The organism is Xanthomonas sp. NCPPB 3570, from assembly GCF_056725115.1.
Window position 1 is genome coordinate 148,074 of sequence record NZ_CM161513.1, and the last position, 21,927, is coordinate 170,000.

The 21,927-nt window shown below is 71.5% G+C and carries 15 protein-coding genes (1 of these 15 cut by a window edge); 11 read left to right on the forward strand and 4 right to left on the reverse strand.

What is annotated here, in order from left to right:
- Nucleotides 1-524: 524 nt before the first annotated feature.
- Nucleotides 525-1,430 (reverse strand): type II toxin-antitoxin system RelE/ParE family toxin, encoded by a 906-nt coding sequence (locus AC1PLR_RS00690; RefSeq protein ID WP_481102332.1) that lies wholly within the window; start codon nt 1,428-1,430, stop codon nt 525-527.
- 208 nt (nt 1,431-1,638) lie between these two features.
- Complete coding sequence (locus AC1PLR_RS00695) at nt 1,639-3,747, reverse strand: methyl-accepting chemotaxis protein (protein ID WP_481102333.1); 2,109 nt, start codon at nt 3,745-3,747, stop codon at nt 1,639-1,641.
- A 335-nt stretch (nt 3,748-4,082) separates the two neighbouring features.
- Between AC1PLR_RS00695 and AC1PLR_RS00700 the strand changes: the two genes are divergently transcribed.
- From AC1PLR_RS00700 to AC1PLR_RS00725, 6 genes are all read left to right on the forward strand, one after another.
- Nucleotides 4,083-4,628: a YdeI/OmpD-associated family protein gene (locus AC1PLR_RS00700; protein ID WP_481099525.1), complete on the forward strand. Its 546-nt coding sequence runs from the start codon at nt 4,083-4,085 to the stop codon at nt 4,626-4,628.
- Between the two features lie 96 nt (nt 4,629-4,724).
- On the forward strand, nt 4,725-6,074 hold the full coding sequence (locus tag AC1PLR_RS00705) for an MFS transporter (RefSeq protein WP_010340853.1): 1,350 nt from the start codon (nt 4,725-4,727) through the stop codon (nt 6,072-6,074).
- 168 nt (nt 6,075-6,242) lie between these two features.
- Nucleotides 6,243-6,842 carry a GTP cyclohydrolase I FolE gene (gene folE / locus AC1PLR_RS00710; protein WP_481102334.1) on the forward strand — a complete coding sequence of 200 codons (600 nt, stop codon included), beginning with the start codon at nt 6,243-6,245 and terminating at the stop codon, nt 6,840-6,842.
- 32 nt (nt 6,843-6,874) lie between these two features.
- On the forward strand, nt 6,875-8,344 hold the full coding sequence (locus AC1PLR_RS00715) for a DUF3375 domain-containing protein (protein ID WP_019801640.1): 1,470 nt from the start codon (nt 6,875-6,877) through the stop codon (nt 8,342-8,344).
- Entirely contained in the window at nt 8,331-9,020 is a 690-nt protein-coding gene (locus tag AC1PLR_RS00720) for a DUF4194 domain-containing protein (RefSeq protein ID WP_209248009.1), read from the forward strand. Before AC1PLR_RS00715 ends, AC1PLR_RS00720 begins: the two co-directional genes overlap by 14 nt.
- Before the next feature lie 95 nt (nt 9,021-9,115).
- Complete coding sequence (locus tag AC1PLR_RS00725) at nt 9,116-12,943, forward strand: ATP-binding protein (protein ID WP_481102335.1); 3,828 nt, start codon at nt 9,116-9,118, stop codon at nt 12,941-12,943.
- 82 nt (nt 12,944-13,025) lie between these two features.
- Here AC1PLR_RS00725 and AC1PLR_RS00730 read toward each other — a convergent pair whose 3' ends face one another.
- Nucleotides 13,026-13,799 (reverse strand): sulfite exporter TauE/SafE family protein, encoded by a 774-nt coding sequence (locus AC1PLR_RS00730; RefSeq protein WP_481102336.1) that lies wholly within the window; start codon nt 13,797-13,799, stop codon nt 13,026-13,028.
- 96 nt (nt 13,800-13,895) lie between these two features.
- Between AC1PLR_RS00730 and AC1PLR_RS00735 the strand changes: the two genes are divergently transcribed.
- The 5 genes from AC1PLR_RS00735 (at nt 13,896) to bphP (ending at nt 21,275) form a co-directional block, all read left to right on the forward strand.
- Entirely contained in the window at nt 13,896-14,288 is a 393-nt protein-coding gene (locus AC1PLR_RS00735; protein ID WP_481102337.1) for a YchJ family metal-binding protein, read from the forward strand.
- Nucleotides 14,289-14,557: 269 nt separating this feature from the next.
- Nucleotides 14,558-16,828 carry a lytic murein transglycosylase gene (locus AC1PLR_RS00740; RefSeq protein WP_481103657.1) on the forward strand — a complete coding sequence of 757 codons (2,271 nt, stop codon included), beginning with the start codon at nt 14,558-14,560 and terminating at the stop codon, nt 16,826-16,828.
- 538 nt (nt 16,829-17,366) lie between these two features.
- Nucleotides 17,367-18,617, forward strand: coding sequence for a TCR/Tet family MFS transporter (locus tag AC1PLR_RS00745; RefSeq protein ID WP_481102338.1), 1,251 nt, complete (start codon nt 17,367-17,369; stop codon nt 18,615-18,617).
- Between the two features lie 157 nt (nt 18,618-18,774).
- Nucleotides 18,775-19,374 (forward strand): biliverdin-producing heme oxygenase, encoded by a 600-nt coding sequence (locus AC1PLR_RS00750; RefSeq protein ID WP_481102339.1) that lies wholly within the window; start codon nt 18,775-18,777, stop codon nt 19,372-19,374.
- Entirely contained in the window at nt 19,371-21,275 is a 1,905-nt protein-coding gene (gene bphP / locus AC1PLR_RS00755; RefSeq protein WP_481102340.1) for a bacteriophytochrome BphP, read from the forward strand. Before AC1PLR_RS00750 ends, bphP begins: the two co-directional genes overlap by 4 nt.
- A 21-nt stretch (nt 21,276-21,296) precedes the next feature.
- Here the strand turns inward: bphP and AC1PLR_RS00760 are convergent, their stop codons facing one another.
- A protein-coding gene (locus AC1PLR_RS00760) for a benzoate/H(+) symporter BenE family transporter (RefSeq protein ID WP_481102341.1) crosses the window boundary here: on the reverse strand, nt 21,297-21,927 show its 3' portion. 548 nt of this gene lie beyond the right edge of the window; the window shows 631 of its 1,179 coding nt (coding positions 549-1,179); its start codon lies off the right edge, out of view; it ends in the stop codon at nt 21,297-21,299.

Below are 21,927 nucleotides of genomic sequence, written 5' to 3' on the forward strand. Positions count from 1 at the left end.
TGAGGGCGCCGGGTGGTGCTGCTTCGGGCGCGGACGCTGTGCAGGCTTTCCCTCGCAGCGCCTAGGTCGCGGTTGACACCGCTCCTGCAGCCGGCGTATCGCGTGGTGTGTGGTTCAAGTGCTGGCGCTGGCGGCAGTGCGGAAGACTGGTCGCTCGTTGTGCGAGGGACTTCAGGGCACCTCTGACAACAACGAAGCGCATTCGTAGGAGCGGCTTCAGCCGCGACGGGCGTTACCGGGAATGCCTGTCGCGGCTGAAGCCGCTCCCACAATCGAGACAAGACATCATGCCGCGCCGCGGCAATAACGCCTTATTAGAGGTGTCCTTGAGTCCCGACGGCAGTGATGTCGGCTATGCCCGAGGCTTCAGGCGTCGCGGCTGAAGCCGCTCCTACGGGGGGGCGGGGCGCTTGTCCGCGATGTCAGTGCTGCCGGGAGTGCTGACAGAGGGTCGTTCCTTGTGGGAGGGACTTCAGTCCCGACTGCACTGAAGTCGGACGCATCGATCCCTCGCTCACAGCAACTCAGCGATACGGCCCAGGCCCGCGCCAGACCAGCTCGCCCTGGTGGTAGACCTGCAGCATGCTGATGACCTGGCGGGCATCGCCGATGTCCTTCAACTCCGGCGAATCCGGCGGCAGGGCGCGGCACTTGCCGGAGCCGCGGGTCAGCGCGATCTCCAGCGGGCAGACCATGCGGTACTGAGTGCCGGGCAGCAGGATGAACATCTCTTTCATGCCCTGCTGCTGCCAGGTGCGCAGCTGGCTCTCGCTGCCCAGGTCGTAATAGACCAGGTAGCCACCCACTTCCAGGCTGGGTTGGGCCGCGTCCATGTCGTGGCGGTTGCCGCGGCTGCCGGGGCCGGCGGCCAGGCCGCTGTTGTCCGGCGCGGTGTCGGTGTCGAGCGCGCCGGGTGGGCGCCCGGTCCAGGTCTGCGGGCGGCGCTCGGTCGGCGGCGGCGGATTGCTGTCGGCGGTCTGCGCCGAGCTCGGCGCCGGGGCGTCCGTGGGTGGGGTGGGAGCCGGCGGTGCCGGGCGCGGCTGCGGCGCCGGGGCGGGCGCGGGCGTGTCCGCCGCTTTCGGCGTGTCGACGCGATCGGGCGGCGGCACCGGGTCGTCGGACTGGGCGACCAGGGTGGATTGCACGGTGGTGGTGGCCCGCGTGCGCTTGGGCGCAGCGGACGCCGGCGGCGGGCTGGGCTTGGGCGGCAGCGGTGTCACCGGCTTGTCGCTGTCGCCCAGGAAGTCCACGCGGATCCGGCTGCCGCCGGCCGCGCCCTGCGGCGTGGACATGGTGGGCTTGGCCGCGTACAGCAGGGCGAGCGCCATCAGCACGTGCAGCAGCGCGCTGAGCAGCCAGGCGATCCAGCGCTGCCAGCGTTCGCTGCGGGTCTCCGCAGCGACGGGCGCGCGGTGCGACGCGCGGCTCATGCCGTCGCGGCGGCGTCGGGGAGGCCAGCCTTCATGCGGTTCCGGGGAGGGGGCGAACGTGGGAGGCCGCCATCGTACCGCCTGCGCCGACCCCGGCCATGACAACCGATGCGATGGCCGGCATCGCCCGACACCTGGCGTTCACGCGCTGGGGGGCGGCCAGCCCGCGTCGCCCGCCTGGGCGCACCGCGCGGCCGCCCGCGCGTGGTCAGACGTAGGCGCCGACCTTGAACACTTCCACCGCCTGGGTGAGTTGCGCGGACTGCTCTTCCAGCGAGCGCGCCGCGGTGCTGGCTTCTTCCACCAGCGCCACGTTCTGCTGGGTGGTCTCGTCCATGCGCGCGATGGTCTGGTTGACCTGGGCGATGCCGTTGGCCTGCTCGTGCGAGGCGGCGGAGATCTGGCCCATCAGGTCGGTGACGTGCTGCACGCTGGCCACCACCTGGTCCATGGTGGCGCCGGCCTGGTGCACCAGCGTGGCGCCGTGGGCCACGCGCTGCACCGAGTCGTCGATCAGGGTCTTGATCTCCTTGGCCGCGCCGGCCGAACGGTGCGCGAGCGTGCCGACCTCCGCGGCCACCACCGCGAAGCCCTTGCCCTGCTCGCCAGCGCGGGCGGCTTCCACCGCGGCGTTGAGGGCGAGGATGTTGGTCTGGAAGGCGATGCCGTCGATCACCGCGATGATGTCGGCGATGCGCCGGGAGGCGGCCTGGATGCCGTCCATGGTCGCCACCACCTGGCCGACCACGTCGCGCCCTTCGCTGGCCACGCCAGCCGCGCCCAGCGCCAGCTGGTTGGCGCGCTGGGCATGCTCGGCGTTCTGCTTCACGGTGGAGGTCAACTCCTCCATCGAAGCGGCGGTCTCTTCCAGGCTGGCCGCCTGCTGCTCGCTGCGCTTGGCCAGCTCCTGGTTGCCGCTGGCGATGTCCTCGGCGGCGAAGCCGATGCTGTTGGTGGTGCGCTGGATGTGCGCGACGATGTCGGTGAGGCGGTGCACGGTGCTGTTGGCATCGTCGCGCATGGCGGCGAACACGCCATGGAAGTTGCCGCGCATGCGCACGGTGAGGTCGCCGTCGGCGATGCAGCGCAGCAGCTCAGAGAACTTGGCCAAGTTGGCGTCGGCGGTGGCCATCATGGTGTCGAGGTTCTCGACCATGGTGCGGAAGGCGTGCTCGAACCGCTCCGGCTGGCCGCGGTGGGCGAAGTTGCCGGCGCAGGCGGCTTCGGCCAGGGTCTGGATCTGCACGTTGATCGCGTGCAGGTTCTGCTTGACCTGGTGCATCGCCGCGGTGATCGCGGCCTTCTCGCCGGGGTACTGGGCGATGTCCTGGCTGAGGTCGCCGATGGCGTAGCGGCCCATCACCTCGGTCATGCGCAACTGGGTCTGCACGTGCGCGTCGACCAGCGCATTGGTGTCGGCGACCATGCGCCCGTATTCGCCGGGGAAGCGCTGCGCGTCCATGCGGTAGCTGATGGCGCCGGCGTCGTGGCGCGCGGCCATCTCGCGCTGCGCGGAAATCACCTCGTGCAGGCGCCGCTGCATCTGCTGCATGGCGCGCAGCAACTGCCCGGCTTCGTCGTGGGTGGTGGCGGTGTCCGGGCTGCTCAGGTCGCCGGCGCCGATGCGCTCGGCCAGGCCCAGCGCCTGCCGCAGCGGGCGGACCACGCGGCGGGTGAGCAGCAGGGCGATCAGCGTGCCCAGCAGCAGCGCCAGCACGGTGCAGCCGACCATCAGCAGGGCGAAGCCGCGCGCGGTGGCCATCGCCTCCTTGGCGGCCTGGCGGTTCTTGGCTTCCTGCAGGTCGATGAAGGCGTTGATGCTGGCCAGCCAGTCGACGAACGCCGGGCGCGCCTGCTGCAGCAGCAGCGCCTGCGCCTGCACGGTGTCGCCGGCATCGCGCAGCTGCCGCACCTGCGCGATCAGCGGCATGGTGCGCGCCTCGATGCCCTGAATGCGCTGCAGGATCGCTTTTTCCTGGGCGTCGGTGGAGGCGGCGAGCAGGGCGTCGAGCGGCTGTGCGGCGCGCGCGTAGTCGCCGGCCAGCTTGTCGATGGTCTGCTCGGTCGCCTGGCGGCTGGCCGCATCGTCCAGCAGCACCACGTCGCGCAGGGCGATGGCGCGGTCGTGCACGCTGCCGCGGAAGTTGATCGCGTAGCGCTGCTTGACGCTGTTGACTTCGTTGATCGCGGTGAGCCGCCGGTCGATGCTGTGCACGCGTTGGATGCCGACCACGGTGAGCAGGACCATCAGCACGATGATCGTGAGGAAGCCGAGCGCGAGGCGCTGGCCGATGCGCAGATGCGAAAGGACGTGCATGGGATCGGGGGAGTGGGGGAAGGAAGAGGGATCGACGGTGGGTGACGGCGGACGGGCAGGCAGGTTGCCTGCGCCCGTGTGACGCGCGCATCGCGCTGGTCCCGGGGCCGGCGCATGAATAGCGGCGATGCCGGGTCGAACTGAAGGGAGGGTGCCTGGGTGTCCGCGGCGCGGTGCGGAGAACGTGACGCTGTGCCTGTCTGCGGCGCCGATGGCGGCGGCCCGCGTCGGGCAGCGCGCTGCGTTCGCTGCCCGGCAGGACCGGGGTCGCGCCGCGCCACCGCCGCGCGCAGGTGCAGCATGGCCAGGCCCATGCCCGGTGCTATGGTCCGCGCATGACCGGCACTCCCGACCCGATCCGCTTCCAGGCGACCTTGCTGCGTCCGGCCGCACCGCCCGACGCGACCTGGTATTTCCTGCGGTTGCCCGCGGCGGCCAGCGCGGCCCTGCCGACGCGCGGCCTGGCCAGCGTGGAGGGCCTGTTCGCCGGGCATCCGTTCCAGGCCACGTTGCAGCCGGATGGGCACGGTGGTCACTGGTTGCGGGTGGAGGCGCCATTGCGCGCGGCCGTGGCAGCCGAGGTCGGCACCACGGTGGCCCTGGAGATCGCGCCGGTGGCGGTGGAGCCGGAACCGGCGGTGCCCGACGATCTGGCGCTCGCGCTGGCCGCGCATCCGTCCGCGCGCGCGGCATGGGACACGCTGACCACGGTGGCGCGCCGCGACTGGATCTTCTGGATCGGCGCGGGCAAGCAGGCGCAGACGCGGGTCAAGCGCATCGCCAGCACCTGCGACATGCTCGTTGCGGGCAAGCGGCGGGTCTGCTGCTTCGATCGCTCGGGCATGTACAGCAAGGCCTTCGCCGCGCCGCAGGCGCAATGAGGGCATGGCGCGCACGCCTGGCGTGGCCGCCGTCGCGACAGGATCCTCGCACGCGCCTGTCTACACTTCCGCACGTCCATCCATGAGGCCCACCGCATGAGTGCACCCACTTCTTCGTCCGCCGCCGCCGCACCGGGCAGCCTGCGCCGCTCGGTGTCCAACACGCTCAAGGGCTCGGCCGGCAACCTGGTGGAGTGGTACGACGTCTACGTCTACTCGGTGTTCGCCACCTACTTCGAGTCGCAGTTCTTCTCCAAGGAGGACAAGAACGCCACGCTGTACGTGTGGGCGATCTTCGCGGTGACCTTTCTGATGCGCCCGATCGGCGCGTGGTACTTCGGCCGCTTCGCCGACCGTTACGGCCGGCGCCTGGCGCTGACGGTGTCGGTGTCGGTGATGGCCGCCTGTTCGTTCCTGATCGCGGTGACGCCCACCGTGGCCAGCATCGGCGGCGCCGCGGCGGTGGTGCTGCTGCTGGCGCGCCTGCTGCAGGGCTTCGCCACCGGCGGCGAGTACGGCACCAGCGCCACCTACATGTCCGAGGCGGCGATCCCGGGGCGGCGTGGTTTCCTGTCCTCCTTCCACTACGTCACCCTGGTCGGCGGCCATGTGCTGGCGCAGGCGGTGCTGTTCGGGATGCTGCACTTCTTCGACAAGGGCCAGATTTCCGAATGGGGCTGGCGCGTGGCCTTCGGCCTGGGCGGCATCGGTGCGCTGGTGGTGTTCTGGCTGCGGCGCACGATGGACGAGTCGCTGACCTCCGAGTCCATCGCCGCGGCCAAGCAGGGCAAGGACAGGTCCTCCGGCTCGCTGCGCGAGCTGTTCGTGCACCAGTGGCGCCCGCTGCTGCTGTGCTTCCTGATCACCGCCGGCGGCACCGTGGCGTTCTACACCTACTCGGTGACCGGGCCGAAGATGATCCAGACCGCCTTCGCTGGCGACGACGTGATGGCCGGCACCATCATCAACCTGGCCGCGCTGATCGTGCTGATGCTGATGCAGCCGGTGGGCGGCTGGCTGTCGGACCTGATCGGGCGCAAGACCCTGCTGGTGTTCTTCGGCATCGGCGGCGTGCTCTACACCTGGTTCCTGGTGCTGGAGCTGCCGAAGCAGAGCGACTGGCTGAGCGCGTTCGCCATCCTCACCGCCGGCTTCGTCATCCTCACCGGCTACACCTCGATCAACGCGGTGGTGAAGGCCGAACTGTTCCCCACCCACATCCGCGCGCTGGGCGTGGGCCTGGGCTATGCGCTGGCCAATTCGGCCTTCGGCGGCACCGCGCCGCTGCTGTACCAGGCCTCGCTGAAGACCGGCCACGTCACCACCTTCGTCTGGTACGCCACGGCGGTGATCGCGGTGTCGCTGCTGGTGTACGTATTCTTCCTGACCAACAAGGGCAGCAACTGGCTGGACCACGAAGGCGAGATGCACGCGCGTCGGCGCTGACCGGCGCGGGGGTGGCCCGGGCGGTGCAGGCGCCACCCGGGCGTGGCGCGGCCGCACGCTGAACGGTGAACCCCGCGTCGGCCGGGCCGCCCCGCGCGCGGGCGCCGCGCATGCGGCGGCTGCGAGGCGACTCGGGTACCATGCAGCCCCCTCACGGGCGTTCCCCCCATGGCCGATCCAGACAACAACTCCACTTCCCCGGTGACCCAGGCGCAGGCCGAAGACGCGGTGCGCACCCTGCTGCGCTGGGCCGGCGAGGACCCCAGCCGCGAGGGCCTGCTGGATACCCCGCGACGCGTGGCCGAGGCCTATGGCGACTGGTTCAGCGGCTACCGCGCCGACCCGCGCGAGTACCTGCTGCGCACCTTCGAGGAGGTGGCCGGCTACGACGAGCTGATCGTGCTGCGCGACATCGAGTACGAAAGCCACTGCGAACACCACATGGCGCCGATCATCGGCAAGGTCCACGTCGGCTACCTGCCGCGCGGCAAGGTGGTGGGCATCAGCAAGCTGGCGCGGGTGGTCGAGGCCTATGCGCGGCGCTTCCAGGTGCAGGAGAAGATGACCGCGCAGATCGCCCAGTGCATCCAGGACGTGCTGCAGCCGCTGGGCGTGGGCGTGGTGGTGGAAGGCGCGCACGAGTGCATGACCACCCGCGGCATCCACAAGCGCGGCGTCAGCATGGTGACTTCGAAGATGCTGGGCACCTTCCGCGAGGACGCGCGCACCCGCGCCGAATTCCTGCGCTTCATCGAGCGGGCGCGCTGAGTCTTGCCGATACGATGGCGGTCGGTTCCTGCATGAAGCCGCATGTCCGGATCGCCGGCTATCGCCAGTTGCGCGAACAGCCGTTGTGGAAGCTGCTCGCCGCCGACCATGCCCCTGAGCTGATCGGCCTGCTGCAGACCCTGCTCGGCGACGCCCAGCGGCGGCTGCCGGCGGATGTGCTGCACGAACGCCTGCAGCGCCAGCTCGATGCGCTGAAGGACGACGAGCTGTCGCGCGAACTGCCGCGCACCGCCCAGGCCTACGTGGCGCACTGGTTGGCGCAGGGCTGGCTGGAGCGGCGCCTGCCCGAAGGCGACGCGCAGGAAGAATACGAACTGTCGCGGCAGGCGGCGCAGGCCATCCGCTTCATCGCCGGCGTGCGCGACAGCGCCAGCGTGGCCACCGAAAGCCGGCTGTCGCTGGTGATCCAGCAGCTGGTGCAACTGGCCGGGCAGACCGAGACCGATCCGGACGCACGCCTGGCCGCGCTGCGCGCCGAGCGCGAGCGCCTGGACGCGGAGATCGAGCGCGTGGCCGCCGGCAAGCTGGCTGCGCTGGACGGCAAGCGCGCGCTGGAACGCACCCGCGACATCATCCGCCTGTCCGACGACCTGACCGAGGATTTCCGCCGCGTCCGCGACGATTTCGAGCGGCTCAACCGCGAGTTCCGCGAGCGCATCATCGATGACGAGGGCGCGCGCGGCGACGTGCTGGAGAAGCTGTTCGCCGGCATCGACGTGATCGGCGAGAGCGAGGCCGGGCGCAGTTTCCAGGCATTTTGGAGCCTGCTCAACGATGCCGAGCAGAGCGTGCAGCTGGATGCGGCGCTGGAAGCGCTGCTGGCGCGCGGCTTTGCCCGCCGCCTGGACCGCCACGAGCGCGCCTTCCTGCGCGGGCTCACCGGCACCCTGCTCGAACGCGGCGGCCAGGTACACGAGGTGATGCAGCATTTCGCGCGCAGCCTGCGCGGCTTCGTGCAGAGCCGCGGCTACCTGGAGCAGCGCCGGCTCAACCAGTTGCTGAAGCAGGCGCAAGGCGAGGCGCTGCAGTTGCGCGACCACCTGCATGCCACCGCCGCCACCGGCTACGTGCTGCCGCTGAGCAGCGCGCGGCTGCGCTCGCTGTCGCAGTGGCGCCTGCACGATCCGCGCAGCCAGCAGGTGGACGGGCGGGTGCAGGCGGCCGAGGCGGCGACGATCTCGCTGGACAGCGTCGGCGATCTGGTGGCGCAATCGGAGATCGACCTGCGCGGCCTGCGCAACGACCTGCACGACCTGCTCGGCCGGCAGCCGCAACTGAGCATCGGCGAGGCGCTGCGGCAGCGCCCGGCGGCGCAGGGCCTGGGCAGCGTGATCGGCTACCTGGCGCTGGGCACCCGCCACGGCGTAGTCGTCGACGGCGAATGGGAAGCGGTGCAATGGGAAGGCGGCGACGGCCAGGTCCGGCGCGCACGCATCCCGCTGGTGTGGTTCACCAAGGAAAAACGCAATGAGCTGGTCTGACGAATTCCACGGCCACGACGCCGATGCCGGCGATGTCGCCGCGGCCGCCGCCACGTCCGCTGCGGCCGATGGCGGCACCGCGCTGTTCGCCGGCGACAGCGGCAGCCTGCCGCTGGAGGCGCGGCGCGCGTTGTGCCAGTTGCTCTCAGGCCCCAGCGTCGACGCCTACCGCCACGGCCCGCTGTGGCCGGCGCTGCTGCGCCACGAGGCGGCGATCCGCCGCGTGCTGAGCGAACTGTTCCTGGAACTGGTGCTGGACCGCGACGGCGGCGTGGCGTTCGCGCGCCAGGCCGACACCGGCGAACTGGAGACCCCGGCGCTGCTGCGCACCGCGCCGCTGACCTTCATCGAGTCGGTGCTGCTGCTGTTCCTGCGCCAGCAACTGGCCGAGGCCGATACCCGCGGCGAGCGCGCGGTGGTCGACGAGGCGCAGTTGCTGGAAGTGCTGTCGGTGTACGAGAAGAACGTCTCCACTGACCGCGCCGGTTTCGCGCGGCGGGTGCTGGCGGCGATCGCCAAGATGCGCGACAACCACCTGCTGTCCAAGCTGCGCGGCAGCGAGGACCGCTACGAAGTCTCGCCGGCGCTGAAGCTGCTGTTCTCGGCGGAGGACGTGCAGGCGCTGGCGACGGCCTACCGCGGCCTGCGCGAGGGCGCGGCCGAGGCGGCGCCATGACTGGCCTGCGCCCGCGCGCCGCCCGCGTCTAGCGCCGGCCAGGCCCTGAGCGCTGGCCGCCGTGGCGGCCGTCCCCGTTTTCCGATGAGTTCCCGATGACGTCCCTGTCCGAATCGTCCACCGTCCCCGTCGCCCCGTCCCTGTTCGCCGAGACCCTGGCCGAGCAACGCGCGCAGCAATACCGCATGCGCCGCCTGCAGGTGCACAACTGGGGCACCTTCAACGGCCTGACCGACGTGCCGATCGCCGAGAAGGGCTTCCTGTTCGTCGGCCGCTCCGGTTCGGGCAAGTCGACCCTGCTCGACGCGATGTCGGCGCTGCTGACGCCGCCGAGCATCGTCGACTTCAACGCCGCCGCGCGCGAGGCCGAGCGCAGCGGCCGCGACCGCAGCCTGGTGTCCTACGTGCGCGGCGCCTGGGCCGACCAGCAGGACAGCGCCTCCGGCGAGATCGCCACCCAGTACCTGCGCAAGGGCGCGACCTGGTCGGCGCTGGCGCTGGAGTACCGCAATGCCCACGGCCAGGCGGTCAGCCTGGTGCGGCTGTTCTGGATCGCCGGCAGCGGCACCGCCGCGGCCGACGTGCGCAAGCACTACATGGTGGTGCCGCGCGGCTTCGACGTGGCCGCCGAGCTGGACGGCTTCGACCTGGACCTGCGCCGGCTCAAGCTGCGCCTGGGCGAGGACGTGCACCACTTCGACAGCTTCGCCGGCTACGCCGAGCGCTTCCGCCACCTGCTCGGCATCGGCAACGAGATGGCGCTGCGGCTGCTGCACAAGACCCAGTCGGCGAAGAACCTGGGCGACCTCAACGCCTTCCTGCGCAGCTTCATGCTCGACGAGCCGCGCACCTTCGAGGCGGCCGACCGCCTGGTCGAGGACTTCGCCGAACTCGACGGCGCGCACCACGCGGTGGTGACCGCGCGGCGCCAGGTGGAAACCCTGACCCCGGCGCGCGACTACCACGCCGAACTGCTGGCGTTGCGCCACAGCGTCGGCGAGTTGCGCGAACTGCAGCTGGGCATCGACGGCTACCGCGAGCAGCGCCGCCTGGGCCTGCTGGACGCGCGCCTGCAGGAACTGGACACCCAGGACCGCGGCCTGGCCGGCGAGGAAGGGCAGCGCCGCGAAGCGCTGGATAACCACGAGCAGACCCTGGCCGAGCTGGAAACCCAGCAGCGCGCGCAGGGCGGCGAACAGGTCGAGGCGCTGGAGCGCGAACGCGGCCGCGTCGAGCGCGAGCGCGACGAGCGCATGCGCCGCCGCAGTCAGGTCGAACAGGCCTGCCGCCAACTCGGCATGGGCCTGGCCGGCAGCGCCACCGGCTTTGCCGAGCAGGTGGCGCAAGCGCGCGCGCTGCGCGACGGCGTCGCCGGCGAGGCCAGCAGCCTGGACGAAGCGATCGCCGAGCGCATGGCCGAGCGCCGCGAGGACGAGCGCCGCTTCGCGGTCATCCGCGCCGAGATCGAGGCGCTGCTGAAGGCGCCCTCGAGCATTCCTGCGCCGATGCAGGCGCTGCGCGCGCGGCTGTGCGCCGAGACCGGTCTGTCCGAAGCCGCCCTGCCGTTCGTCGGCGAGCTGGTGCAGGTGGACGCCGAGCAGGCTGCCTGGCGCGGCGCGATCGAGCGCGTGCTGCACGGTTTCGCGCAGTCGCTGCTGGTCGACGAACGCCACTACGCCAGCGTCGCCGACTGGGTCAACAAGACCCAGCTCGGCACCCGCCTGGTGTACTTCCGCGTGCGCCACAACGCGCCGCTGCAACAGCGCGAGCCCGATGCCAAGTCGCTGCTGCGCAAGCTGGAGCTGCGCGACCACGCCTATGCCCCGTGGCTGCGCCAGGAACTGGCGCGGCGCTTCGACTACACCTGCGTGGACACCGTGGCGCAGTTGCGCGACGCCGAGCGTGCGATCACCCGCGAGGGCCAGGTCAAGCATCCGGGCGACCGCTACGAGAAGGACGACCGCCACGCGGTCGGCGACCGCAAGCGCTGGCTGCTCGGCTACGACAACCGCGACAAGCTCAAGGTCTACGAGCGCGAGGGCCAGACCCTGGCGCAGCGCATCGCCGCCTGCGACGCCGACGTCGCCGCCCTGCGCAAGCAGCGCGAACAGGACCAGGGCCGGCAACTGGCCGCGCATACCCTGGCCGAGCGCGAGTGGGACGAGATCGACGTGGCGCCCAAGCTGCAGCGCCTGAGCGACATCGCCGAGCAACTGCTGCAGTTGCGCGAAGGCGACACCGCGCTGCGTGCGCTGGGCGAGCAGATCGCCACCGTCCGCGCGCGCCGCGACCAGGCGCGCCGCACCTACGAGGACGTGCGCCTGGAGCGCGCGCAGGTGAGCCGCGAGCGCGCGCGTCTGGAAGCGCAGCGCGAGACCTGCGCCGCACGCGTGGCCACCGCGGTGATCGGCCCGGCGCAGGTGGCGGGGCTTGACGCGCGGCTGGCGGCGCTGCCGCCGCTGAGCCTGGACAACCTGGAGGCGCATCTGCGCAGCGTCGAGCGCGGGCTCGGCGAACAGCTGGCGCAGAGCCAGGCGCAGGATGCGCGGCTGAGTCAGCAGGTGCTGGACTGCTTCCGCCGCTACTGCCAGCAGTGGCCGGAGGACAGCGGCGACTTCACCGTCAGCCTGGCCAGCGCCGACGACTTCCTGGCGCGCCTGCAGCGCCTGGAGAGCGACGGCCTGCCGCGCCACGAAGGCCGCTTCTTCGATCTGCTGCAGACCCAGAGCAAGAACAATCTGCTGGCCCTGCAGCGCTACACCGCCGAAGCGCACAAGGCGATCAAGCAGCGCATGGACGAAGTCAACGCCAGCCTGGAGCAGGTGCCGTTCAACCGCGGCACCCTGCTGACCATCGAAGTCAGCGACCGGCGCCTGCTCGAGGTGCAGGAGTTCCAGCAGCAGTTGCGCGCCGTGCTCGGCCATCAGCAGACCGAGGACCGCGCCCTTGCCGAGGCGCAGTTCGCCATGCTGCGCGGGCTGGTGCAGCGGCTCGGCGCGCAGGAGCCGGAACTGCGGCGCTGGCGCGAGCAGGTGCTGGACGTGCGCCAGCACGTGGAGTTCGTCGGCGTGGAACTGGACGCGGACAGCCGCGCGCAGGTGGAGATCTACCGCAGCGGCGCCGGCAAGTCCGGTGGCCAGCGCCAGAAGCTGGCCACCACCTGTCTGGCCGCGGCGCTGCGCTACCAGCTCGGCGGCGAGGACGGCGAACTGCCGCGCTACGCCGCGGTGGTGCTGGACGAGGCGTTCGACAAGGCCGACAACGAGTTCACCGCGCTGGCGATGAACATCTTCGAGAACTTCGGTTTTCAGATGGTGGTGGCCACGCCGCTGAAATCGGTGATGACGCTGGAGCCGTTCATCGGCGGCGCCTGCTTCGTCGAGATCAGCGGCCGCCACAACTCCGGCGTGCTGCTGATCGAATACGACGAGCAGGCGCACCGGTTGAAGCTGCCCGAGCGCAGCCGCAACGAGGCGACGACGCCTGCGGTGGAGTCGGCCACCGTGGTGGACCCGGCCGGCGCCGAGCTGCCGCTGCCGCCGACCGCTGCCGCAGCGGACGCAACCGCGGAGGCCACCGCAGACGCCGTTGCCACGCCGGCGCGCGCATCCGGCAAGGCGGACGATGGCCGCGGCAACGGCGGCAAACCACCGACCGCGCGCAAGACCTCGCCAGCGACGCCCGGCAAACCTGCCAGCACGGCTGCCACGACGCCTGCTGCCAAGGCCGCGTCGGCGAAGGCGCCACGCAAGTCCGCCGCAGCGGCGGCACGTCCGTCCACGGCAACTCAGCCCGCCACGCGGTCGGCGTCAGCGAAGACCGCGAAAGCTGCCGCAGCCAGCAAGCCTGCGAAGCCGGCCAAGGCTGCCAAGCCTGCGGCGCGCAAGACGCCTCCCGCGACCGCCAAGCGCCGCGACGGCTGAGCCGGTGCTGGCCCGCGTGTGCCCACGGGCACGCGCGCAGCCGCCGCGTTGGGAGGACAGGCACGCGGCAACCGCGCTGCACTCAGTGCAGCAGATCCCATCCCATCTTGCCGATCAGCACCACCACCAGCACCAGGAACAACCGCCGGATCAGCGGCGTGCCGCCGCGCAGCGCCAGCCGCGTGCCGGTCACCGCACCGGCCACGTTGGCCACGGCCATCGGCACCGCCGCGGCCAGCAGGATCTTGCCGCTGGGCACGAAGAAGCACAGCGCCGCCAGGTTGGTGGCCAGGTTCACCACCTTCGACGCGGCCGAGGCGCGCAGGAAATCCAGGCCGAAGAAGCGGATGAACAGGAAGATCAGGAAGCTGCCGGTGCCCGGGCCGAAGAAGCCGTCGTAGAACCCGATCGCCGCGCCGATCGCCAGCGCGATGGCCAGTTCGCGGCGCCCGATGTGGCGCGGCCGGTGCAGCGCACCGAAGTCCTTCTTGACCAGCGTGTAGCCCAGCATCGCGATCAGCAGCAACAGGATCAGCGGGCGCACCGCCTGTTTCGGCAGCAGGCTCACCGCGGTGGCGCCGAGGAAGGCGAACACGAACGCCGTCGCAGTCGCGTACAGCACCGGCCGCCACGGCAGGCGCACATGGCGCGCGTAGCGCCAGGCGGCGGTGCCGGTGCCGGCCATGGCGCTGAACTTGTTGGTGCCCAGCACCACCGCCGGCGCCTGTTGCGGCAGGGTCGCGAACAGCCCGGGCAACTGGATCAGGCCGCCGCCGCCCACCGCCGCGTCCACCAGCCCGGCGACGAAGGCGATGCACAGCAGCCAGGGCAATTCAGTGGGGATCGACTCGAGCACGCCGGCGCTCCGCGCAAGGGGCCGCAAGCATAGCCGCCACCGTCCGCAACGCGTGCGCGGCGTGCGCGATGCCGCGCCAGCCGTCACAATCGGCACATGCCACCGTCCGCCCCGCGCCTTGCCGATCCCTGCCCCTGCGGCCGTCCGCGCGACTACGCGCAGTGCTGCGGGCCGTACCATGCCGGTACCGCGGCGCCGGATGCCGAATCCTTGATGCGCTCGCGCTACAGCGCCTACGTGCGCCAGGACGCCGACTACCTGCGTGCGAGCTGGCATCCGTCCACCTGCCCGCCGCAGGTGGAAATCGACCCGCGCACGGTCTGGCTCGGCCTCACCGTGCAGCGCGTGCTGCAGACCGGTGCCGACAGCGCCGAGGTCGCCTTCCTGGCACGCTATCGCATCGGCGGCGGCAGTGCCGTGCGCATGACCGAGCACAGCCGCTTCGTGCGCAAGGACGGGCGCTGGTACTACCTCGACGCGCTGGACTGAACCGGCACGCGTCGCGTTGGCGGTGCGGACGACCGCGCTCCGCCCGTTCGTTCGCAGGGCTGTCGTCGGTCCTCTTGCGCTTGGAACGAGCGCTGTGGATAGCGAACGCCATGCCTGCCGAGGCTCCGCGTCGCGCGATCTGCCAACCAAGCCACACGCAGAATGCAGTGCCGGTCGCGCGCCGTCTTCCGCCCACACCGCGTGAGCGGAGTGCACACGCGGCGGTTGTTTATGATGTCGGCCCTGCCGTCGGCGAGGATGTTGCGATGATGCGTTTGGCCTGGATCCTGCTGCTGGCGGCCCCGTGCGCGCTGGCGCAGACCCCACCCGCGGCGGCGCCGTCCACGCCCGATCCGGCCTTCGCCAGCTGCGTGGCCGGCCTGCGCACGGCCGCGGCGAAGGCGGGCGTCGCCGAGGCGTCGTTCGATCGCTTCACCGCCGGCCTGCAGCCTGATCCGAGCGTGCTGCCGCTGCTCGATGCCCAGCCCGAATTCACCACGCCGATCTGGGACTATCTGGCCGGGCTGGTCGACAGCCAGCGCATCGACGACGGCCGCGCCATGCTCGCCGCGCACCGCGACCTGCTTGCGCAGGTCGCCCAACAGTACGGCGTGGACCCGGAGACGGTGGTCGCGGTGTGGGGCGTGGAGAGCGACTACGGTCGTATCTCCGGCAAGCGCCCGCTGCTGGTGTCGCTGCTGACCCTGTCCTGCGAAGGCCGCCGCCAGCCGTTCTTCCGCAGCGAACTGTTCGCGCTGCTGAAGCTGCTGCAGGCCGGCGACCTGCGCCCCGAGGGCCTGACCGGCTCTTGGGCCGGCGCCTTCGGCCACACCCAGTTCATGCCCAGCACCTACGCCCGCGTCGCCGTGGACGGCGATGGCGACGGCCGCCGCGACCTGGTCGCCAGCATTCCCGATGCGCTGGCGTCCACCGCCAACTACCTGAAGCTGGCCGGCTGGCAGAGCGGCCAGCCGTGGGGGCTGGAAGTGAAGTTGCCGGACGGTTTCGACCCGGCGCTGGCCGGGCGCACCCAGCGCCGGCCGTTGTCGGACTGGCGCGCGCGCGGCCTCACCGCCGCCGATGGCAGTGCGCTGCCGGCGCTGGCAGCGCAGACCCCGGCGGCGGTGCTGATCCCGGCCGGCGTGCACGGCCCGGCGTTCCTAGTGTTCCGCAACTATGACGCGATCTACGCCTACAACGCCGCCGAAAGCTATGCGCTGGCGATCGCGCTGCTGTCCGACCGGCTGCGCGGCAAGCCCGGGCTGGTCGCCGCCTGGCCGACCGACGACCCCGGCCTGGGCCGCCCCGAGCGGCGCGAACTGCAGACCCTGCTGCTGGCGCGCGGCCACGCCATCGGCCAGGCCGACGGCGCCATCGGCACCGCCACCCGCCGCGCGATCCAGGCCGAGCAGCAGCGCCTGGGCCTGCAGCCGGCCGACGGCCGCGCCGGGCAACGCATCCTCGACGCGCTGCGCCGCGAGGCCGGCGGCGCGCCTGCGGCCCCCGCACCGACACCGGCCACGCCGCCGCAATCGCCTGCACCGGCATCGTCGCCTGCACCCGCACCGACACCGACAAAGACGCCATTCGGCGGCATGCCGCCCACCGCGTTCCGGCTGCCGGCCGCCTACCCGGCCTTCGCCCAATCCCCCGCGCCACGGAGCATCCATCCCATGTCCGACGTCCCCGGCCTGAGCACAGGCGACTTCCACGGCTATCCCTCGCTGCTGGTGGAGACCCCGCAGTCCACCGCCGCGATCAGCCTGTTCGGCGGCCAGGTGCTGTCGTTCGTGCCGAAGGGTGGCACCGACGCGCTGTGGCTGTCGCCGAGCGCGCAGCCCACGCCGACCCCGATCCGCGGCGGCACCCCGGTGTGCTGGCCGTACTTCGGCCGCCAGGGCCAGAGCGACGCCGTGCCCGCGCACGGCTTCGTGCGCACCGTGCTGTGGCAACTGCAGGACGCGCGGCGCGAGGCCGATGGCACGCTGGTCCTGACCCTGGCGCCGCCGGACTTCGACGACTTGCCGCTGCGCCTGCGCATGCAGCTGCGCATCGGCGCCACCCTGGAGCAGCGCCTGGTCACCGACAACGTCGGCACCGCGCCGGCCCGCTTCACCCAGGCGCTGCACAACTACTTCCGCGTCGCCGACGCCACCCAGGTGCGGGTGCAGGGCCTGGACGGCCTGGAGTACCTGGACAAGTTCGAGAACTACGCCACCGCCCATCGCCAGCATGGCGACTGGAGCCTGCAGGATCCGCGCGACCCCGGCCGCAGCGACCGCATCTACACCGGCTCCGGCGGCCGCTACATCCTGCTGGACCCGGGCCTGCAGCGCCGCATCGAGATCGCCACCACCGGCAGCCGCACCCTGGTGGCCTGGAACCCGGGCGAGGCCGGCGCGCAGAAGATGGCCGACGTCGGCCCGCACTGGCGCCAGTTCGTGTGCCTGGAGGCCGCCAACGCCGGGCCCGAGGTGATCGAACTGGCCCCGGGCGCCCAGCATGTGCTGCAGCAGACGATTTCCGTCGTGGCGTTGTGACCCCGGCCGAGTGACCCCGGCCGGACGGTGGCGCCGCCCGCTGCGGAACGGTAGTTGGCATTAGTGACGGCCCAGCCGTAACTGCTGCGCCGCCGCGCCTTGGTGGCATGAGTGGCGCCGCTGCCTTCGCCGGACCCTCACCCCCGACCCCTCTCCCGGCGGGAGAGGGGAGTCGCTCGGGGTAGAGGGCCTCAGTTCCGGGCCAATTCGCCCAGTCGCGACGCTGTTGTGGGAGGGACTTCAGTCCCGACAGGGTGATCCCGGCCGGTCGCAGTCGACACCGCGCCTGCACCGAGCGATGCAATTGGACCGGCGATGCAAGAAGGGGGCGGCCTCCACCTGCAACCGGCCAAGCCGCACCCCCATTGTGGGAGGGACTTCAGTCCCGACGCGATGACCTCCGCCGCTCGCGATCAGATTGCGCCAACCGCACCCAGCCCAGCCACCGCGAGGCGGCAGGCACGCGGCCCTGTCCACTCCGACCTCCCGCACCCGCAGCGGCGCCGATTACACTGCCGCGTCCGCCAGGAGGCCCGCCGTGCACGCTCCGACTCCCGCTGTCCGCTCACGCCGCGCTGCGGTCGCCTTCATCTTCGTCACCCTACTGATCGACGTGCTGTCCTTCGGCGTCATCATTCCGGTGCTGCCCACGCTGGTGCGCGGCTTTACCGGCGGGGACTTCGCTGCCGCGGCGCGCTGGGTCGGCTGGTTCGGCTTCCTGTTCGCCGCGCTGCAGTTCGTGAGTTCGCCGCTGCAGGGCGCGCTGTCCGACCGCTACGGCCGGCGCCCGGTGATCCTGGCCTCGTGCCTGGGGCTGAGCGTGGACTTCATGGTGATGGCGCTGGCGCAGAGCCTGCCGGTGCTGCTGCTGGCGCGCATGGTCTCCGGCGTGTTCTCGGCCAGCTTCACCTCGGCCAACGCCTACATCGCCGACATCACCCCGGCCGACAAGCGCGCCCAGGCCTACGGCATCATCGGCGCCGCGTTCGGGGTGGGCTTCGTGGTCGGCCCGCTGCTCGGCGGCTGGCTCGGCAGCCTGCACCTGCGCGCGCCGTTTTGGTTCGCCGCCGGGCTGGCCCTGCTCAACTTCCTCTACGGCCTGTGGGTGCTGCCCGAATCGCTGGCGCCGGAGCGCCGCACCGCGCGGGTGGACTGGGCGCACGCCAACCCGTTCGGCGCGCTGCGCCTGCTGCAGCGCTACCCGCAGGTGTTCGCGCTGGCCGCGGTGATCTTCCTGGCCAATCTGGCGCACTACGTCTACCCGAGCATCTTCGTGCTGTTCGCCGACTACCGCTTCGGCTGGGGACCGAAACAGGTCAGCTGGGTGCTGGCCCTGGTCGGCGTGTGCAGCATCGTGGTCAACGCCGTGCTGGTGGCGCGGGTGGTGCGCCGCTTCGGCGAGCGCGGCGCGCTGCTGTTCGGCCTGGGCTGCGGCGTGATCGGTTTCGCCATCTACAGCGTGGCCGGCAGCGGCGCGCTGTTCCTGCTCGGCGTGCCGATCAGCGCGCTGTGGGCGGTGGCCGGGCCGGCGGCGCAGGCGATCGTCACCCGCCATGTCGGCGCCGATGCGCAGGGGCGCATCCAGGGCGCGCTGATGAGCCTGGTCAGTCTGGCCGGGGTGATCGGGCCGCTGCTGTACGCATGGGTGTTCGCCGCCTTCATCGGCCCGCACGCGCTGCTGCATTTCCCCGGCGTGCCGTGGCTGCTGGCGGCGCTGCTGCTGGGCGGCGGCTGGATCGTGGCCTGGCGCCGTGCGCGGGTGCCGGCTGCCGGGGTGGCTGCCGGCTGAGGCGCTGCGCAGGCAGCGCGGCCGGCATGAACGGCTCAGCTTGCTGGGATGGGCGTCGCGGCTCCCGCGCGGTCTCGCCTGGCACCGCGCGGTCGCGATTGTTACGCTGTGTCCTCTCTTTCGTCGCGGCCGGCCGGCTGCTGTACCAGTCGCCTGCATGATGTCCCCTCCCGACGGAACCGCCCTGCCGTTGACCGCTGCGCGCCTGCTGCGCGAGGCCACTGCGCAGCAGCACCAGGCCGTGGAAGACCTGCCGGCGATGCGCGCGCTGATGGACCCGACGCTGTCGCTGTCCGCCTACGTGCAGGTGCTGCGCCGCCATCACGCGGTGCTGGCCGGCTGGGAGCAGCGCGAAGCGGCCTGGCTGCGCCATTGCGGCGATGCGCAGTGGCGGTACCAGCCGCGCACCCCGCTGCTGGCGCAGGATCTGCATGCCCTGCAGGCAACCCCGCCAGCGCCGCAGCCGCTGCCGCCGGCCGCCGACGCCGGCGCGCGTTGGGGCATGCTCTACGTGGTCGAAGGTTCCCGCCTGGGCGGCCGAGTGATCGCCCGGCACCTGCGGCAGACCCTGCCCGCCGTCGCCCCGGCGCTGTCCTATTTCGAACTCGGCCATGCCGACCCGGCCGCCTGGCGGCATTTCCAGCAGCGCCTGGAGCTAGCCTTGCCGAGCGCGCCGCTGCGACAGGCCGCGGTCGACGGCGCCCGCGCCATGTTCGCGCACTTCCATACCCACTTCGCCCTGGAGATCGCCGCATGAGCGACATCGTCGTGCCCCTGGACATGGACGCCTGCGCACGCGAGCCCATCCATATTCCTGGATCGGTGCAGCCGCACGGCGTGCTGCTGGTGATCGAGCCGCAGGACGGGCGCATCGTCCAGGCCAGCGCCAGCGCCGCCGACCTGTTCGGCCGGCCCCTGGACGCATTGCTCGGACAGCGCTACGACGCCTTGCTCGTGCTGGAGGATCCGCGCACGCGGCTGCTGCCCGACGCGGCCGAGCGCAGCGACCTGGCCTATGTCGAAGTGGGGTTCAAGGACGCGGCCGCGACGCAGCGCTGGGTCGGCGCCTGGCATCTGTATCCGGAACAGTGGCTGCTGGAACTGGAGCCGCGCGATGCGCCGCTGGCCGACGCCACCCTGCGCGAAGCGCTGCCGGTGCTGCGCCGGCTGGAGACCGACCAGAGCATCGAGGACGCCTGCCAGCGCGCCGCCAAGAGCCTGCGCAGCCTGATCGGCTACGACCGGGTGATGATCTATCGCTTCGACGACGACTGGAACGGCGACGTGGTCGCCGAAGCGCGCGCGGCGGAGCTGGAGCCGTATCTCGGCCTGCACTATCCGGCCAGCGACATTCCGGCGCAGGCCCGCGCGCTGTACCTGCGCAACCGCGTGCGCCAGATCGCCAACGTCGGCTATGTGCCGTCGCCGATCCAGCCCACCCTGCATCCGCGCCTGCGCGCGCCGGTTGACCTGAGCGACGTCAGCCTGCGCAGCGTCTCGCCTGTGCACCTGGAGTACCTGGCCAACATGGGCGTCACCGCTACCCTGGTGGCCTCGATCGTGGTCAACGACGCGCTGTGGGGGCTGATCGCCTGCCACCACTACCGCCCGTATTTCTGCAACCACGAGATGCGCGATGTCGCCGATGCGCTGAGCCGCGCCCTGGCCGGGCGCATCGGTGCGATCACCGCGGTGGCGCGCGCGCGTACCGAGTCGGTGCTGCTGACCGTGCGCGAGAAGCTGATCACCAACTTCAACGACGCCGAGATGCTGACCGCGCCCATGCTCGACGAGATGGCCTCGGACCTGCTCGACGTGGTCGATGCCGACGGCGTGGCGGTGTTCCATGGCGACCACGTCACCCGCCACGGCATGCTGCCGTCGACCGAGGACCTGGCGCGGATCCGCGAACAGATCGAATCCACCCATCACGAAGCGCTGCGCCACGACGCGGTCGGCGCGCTGCACTCGGACCAGATCGGCGAGACCTTCCCGGCGCTGGCCGATCTGGCGCCGCTGGCGGCCGGCTTCATCTTCGTGCCGCTGATGCCGCAGGCGCGCAGCGCCCTGCTGTGGACCCGTCGCGAGCAGGTACGCACGGTCAACTGGGCCGGCAATCCGCAGCTGGCCAAGCTGCAGGACATCGCCGGTTCGCGGTTGTCGCCGCGCAAGAGCTTCGACCTGTGGCAGGAGACCGTGCGCGGCCGCGCGCTGCCGTGGTCGCCGATCAGCCTGGAGTCGGCGCGCAGCCTGCGGGTGCTGATCGAGCTGATGGAGCGCAAGCGCTTCCAGCAGGATTTCGCCCTGCTGGAGGCCTCACTGTCGCGGTTGCGCGAACCGGTGGCGATCGTCGAGCGCGGCGACGGCCCGCGGCCCAGCCGCCTGGCCTTCGTCAACGAGGCCTTCGCCGCACTGTACGAGCGCGAGGTCGCCGACCTGATCGGCTGCGACCTGGAGCGGCTGTACGCCAGCGATGCCGTGTCGGCCGAGACCCAGCGCATCGACACCCTGCTGCGGCAGGGGCGCGCGGCCTACGTCACCCTGCCGCTGCGCGTGGACGGCACCACGGCCGTGCACCGCCAGTTCGACTTCGAACCGCTGCCCGACCACTCCGGCGTGTCCAGCCACTGGTTGCTGCAGTTGCGCGATCCGCGCTGAGTCATCGTCCGCGGCGCACGCTCAGCGCGTGCGCCGCCACAGCGCCAGCGTCGCCGCGCCGGCCAGCAGGCCCCACAAGGCCGCACCGATGCCGAACAGCGACAGGCCCGACGCGGTGACCAGGAACGCGATCAGTGCCGGCTCGCGCTCGTGTTCCTCGCGCAAGGCCGAGGCCAGGCTGTTGCCGATGGTGCCGAACAGCGCGACGCCGGCGATGGCCATCACCAGCTCCCGCGGAAAGGCCGCGAACAGCGCGGCCACGGTGGCGCCGAACACGCCGATCAGCACATAGAAGAGCCCGGCGAACACCGCGGCCATGTAGCGCCGCTGCGGATCTTCCTGCGCTTCGCGGCCCATGCAGATCGCCGCGGTGATCGCCGCCAGGTTCAGCCCGTAGGCGCCGAACGGCGCCAGCAGCGTGTTGACCACGCCGATCCAGCCGATGGTCGGCGAGATCGGCACTGCATAACCGGACGCGCGGATCGCCGCGACCCCAGGCAGGTTCTGCGAGGTCATCGTCACCACGAACAGCGGCAGCGCGATCCCGAACAGCGCCTGCCACGACAGCGTCGGCCAAACCAGCACCGGCTGTGCCAGGCGCAGTTGCGCCGCCTCCAGATGTAGTGCGCCGTTGACTGCGGCCACAGCGATG

Coding starts and splice junctions, on each gene's coding strand:
- bphP (WP_481102340.1), top strand. CDS start 19,371: ATGAGCGACATCGTCGTGCCCCTGGACATGGACGCCTGCGCACGCGAG.
- AC1PLR_RS00720 (WP_209248009.1), top strand. CDS start 8,331: ATGAGCTGGTCTGACGAATTCCACGGCCACGACGCCGATGCCGGCGAT.
- folE (WP_481102334.1), top strand. CDS start 6,243: ATGGCCGATCCAGACAACAACTCCACTTCCCCGGTGACCCAGGCGCAG.
- AC1PLR_RS00715 (WP_019801640.1), top strand. CDS start 6,875: ATGAAGCCGCATGTCCGGATCGCCGGCTATCGCCAGTTGCGCGAACAG.
- AC1PLR_RS00740 (WP_481103657.1), top strand. CDS start 14,558: ATGCGTTTGGCCTGGATCCTGCTGCTGGCGGCCCCGTGCGCGCTGGCG.
- AC1PLR_RS00700 (WP_481099525.1), top strand. CDS start 4,083: ATGACCGGCACTCCCGACCCGATCCGCTTCCAGGCGACCTTGCTGCGT.
- AC1PLR_RS00735 (WP_481102337.1), top strand. CDS start 13,896: ATGCCACCGTCCGCCCCGCGCCTTGCCGATCCCTGCCCCTGCGGCCGT.
- AC1PLR_RS00695 (WP_481102333.1), bottom strand. CDS start 3,747: ATGCACGTCCTTTCGCATCTGCGCATCGGCCAGCGCCTCGCGCTCGGC.
- AC1PLR_RS00705 (WP_010340853.1), top strand. CDS start 4,725: ATGAGTGCACCCACTTCTTCGTCCGCCGCCGCCGCACCGGGCAGCCTG.
- AC1PLR_RS00690 (WP_481102332.1), bottom strand. CDS start 1,430: ATGAGCCGCGCGTCGCACCGCGCGCCCGTCGCTGCGGAGACCCGCAGC.
- AC1PLR_RS00725 (WP_481102335.1), top strand. CDS start 9,116: ATGACGTCCCTGTCCGAATCGTCCACCGTCCCCGTCGCCCCGTCCCTG.
- AC1PLR_RS00750 (WP_481102339.1), top strand. CDS start 18,775: ATGATGTCCCCTCCCGACGGAACCGCCCTGCCGTTGACCGCTGCGCGC.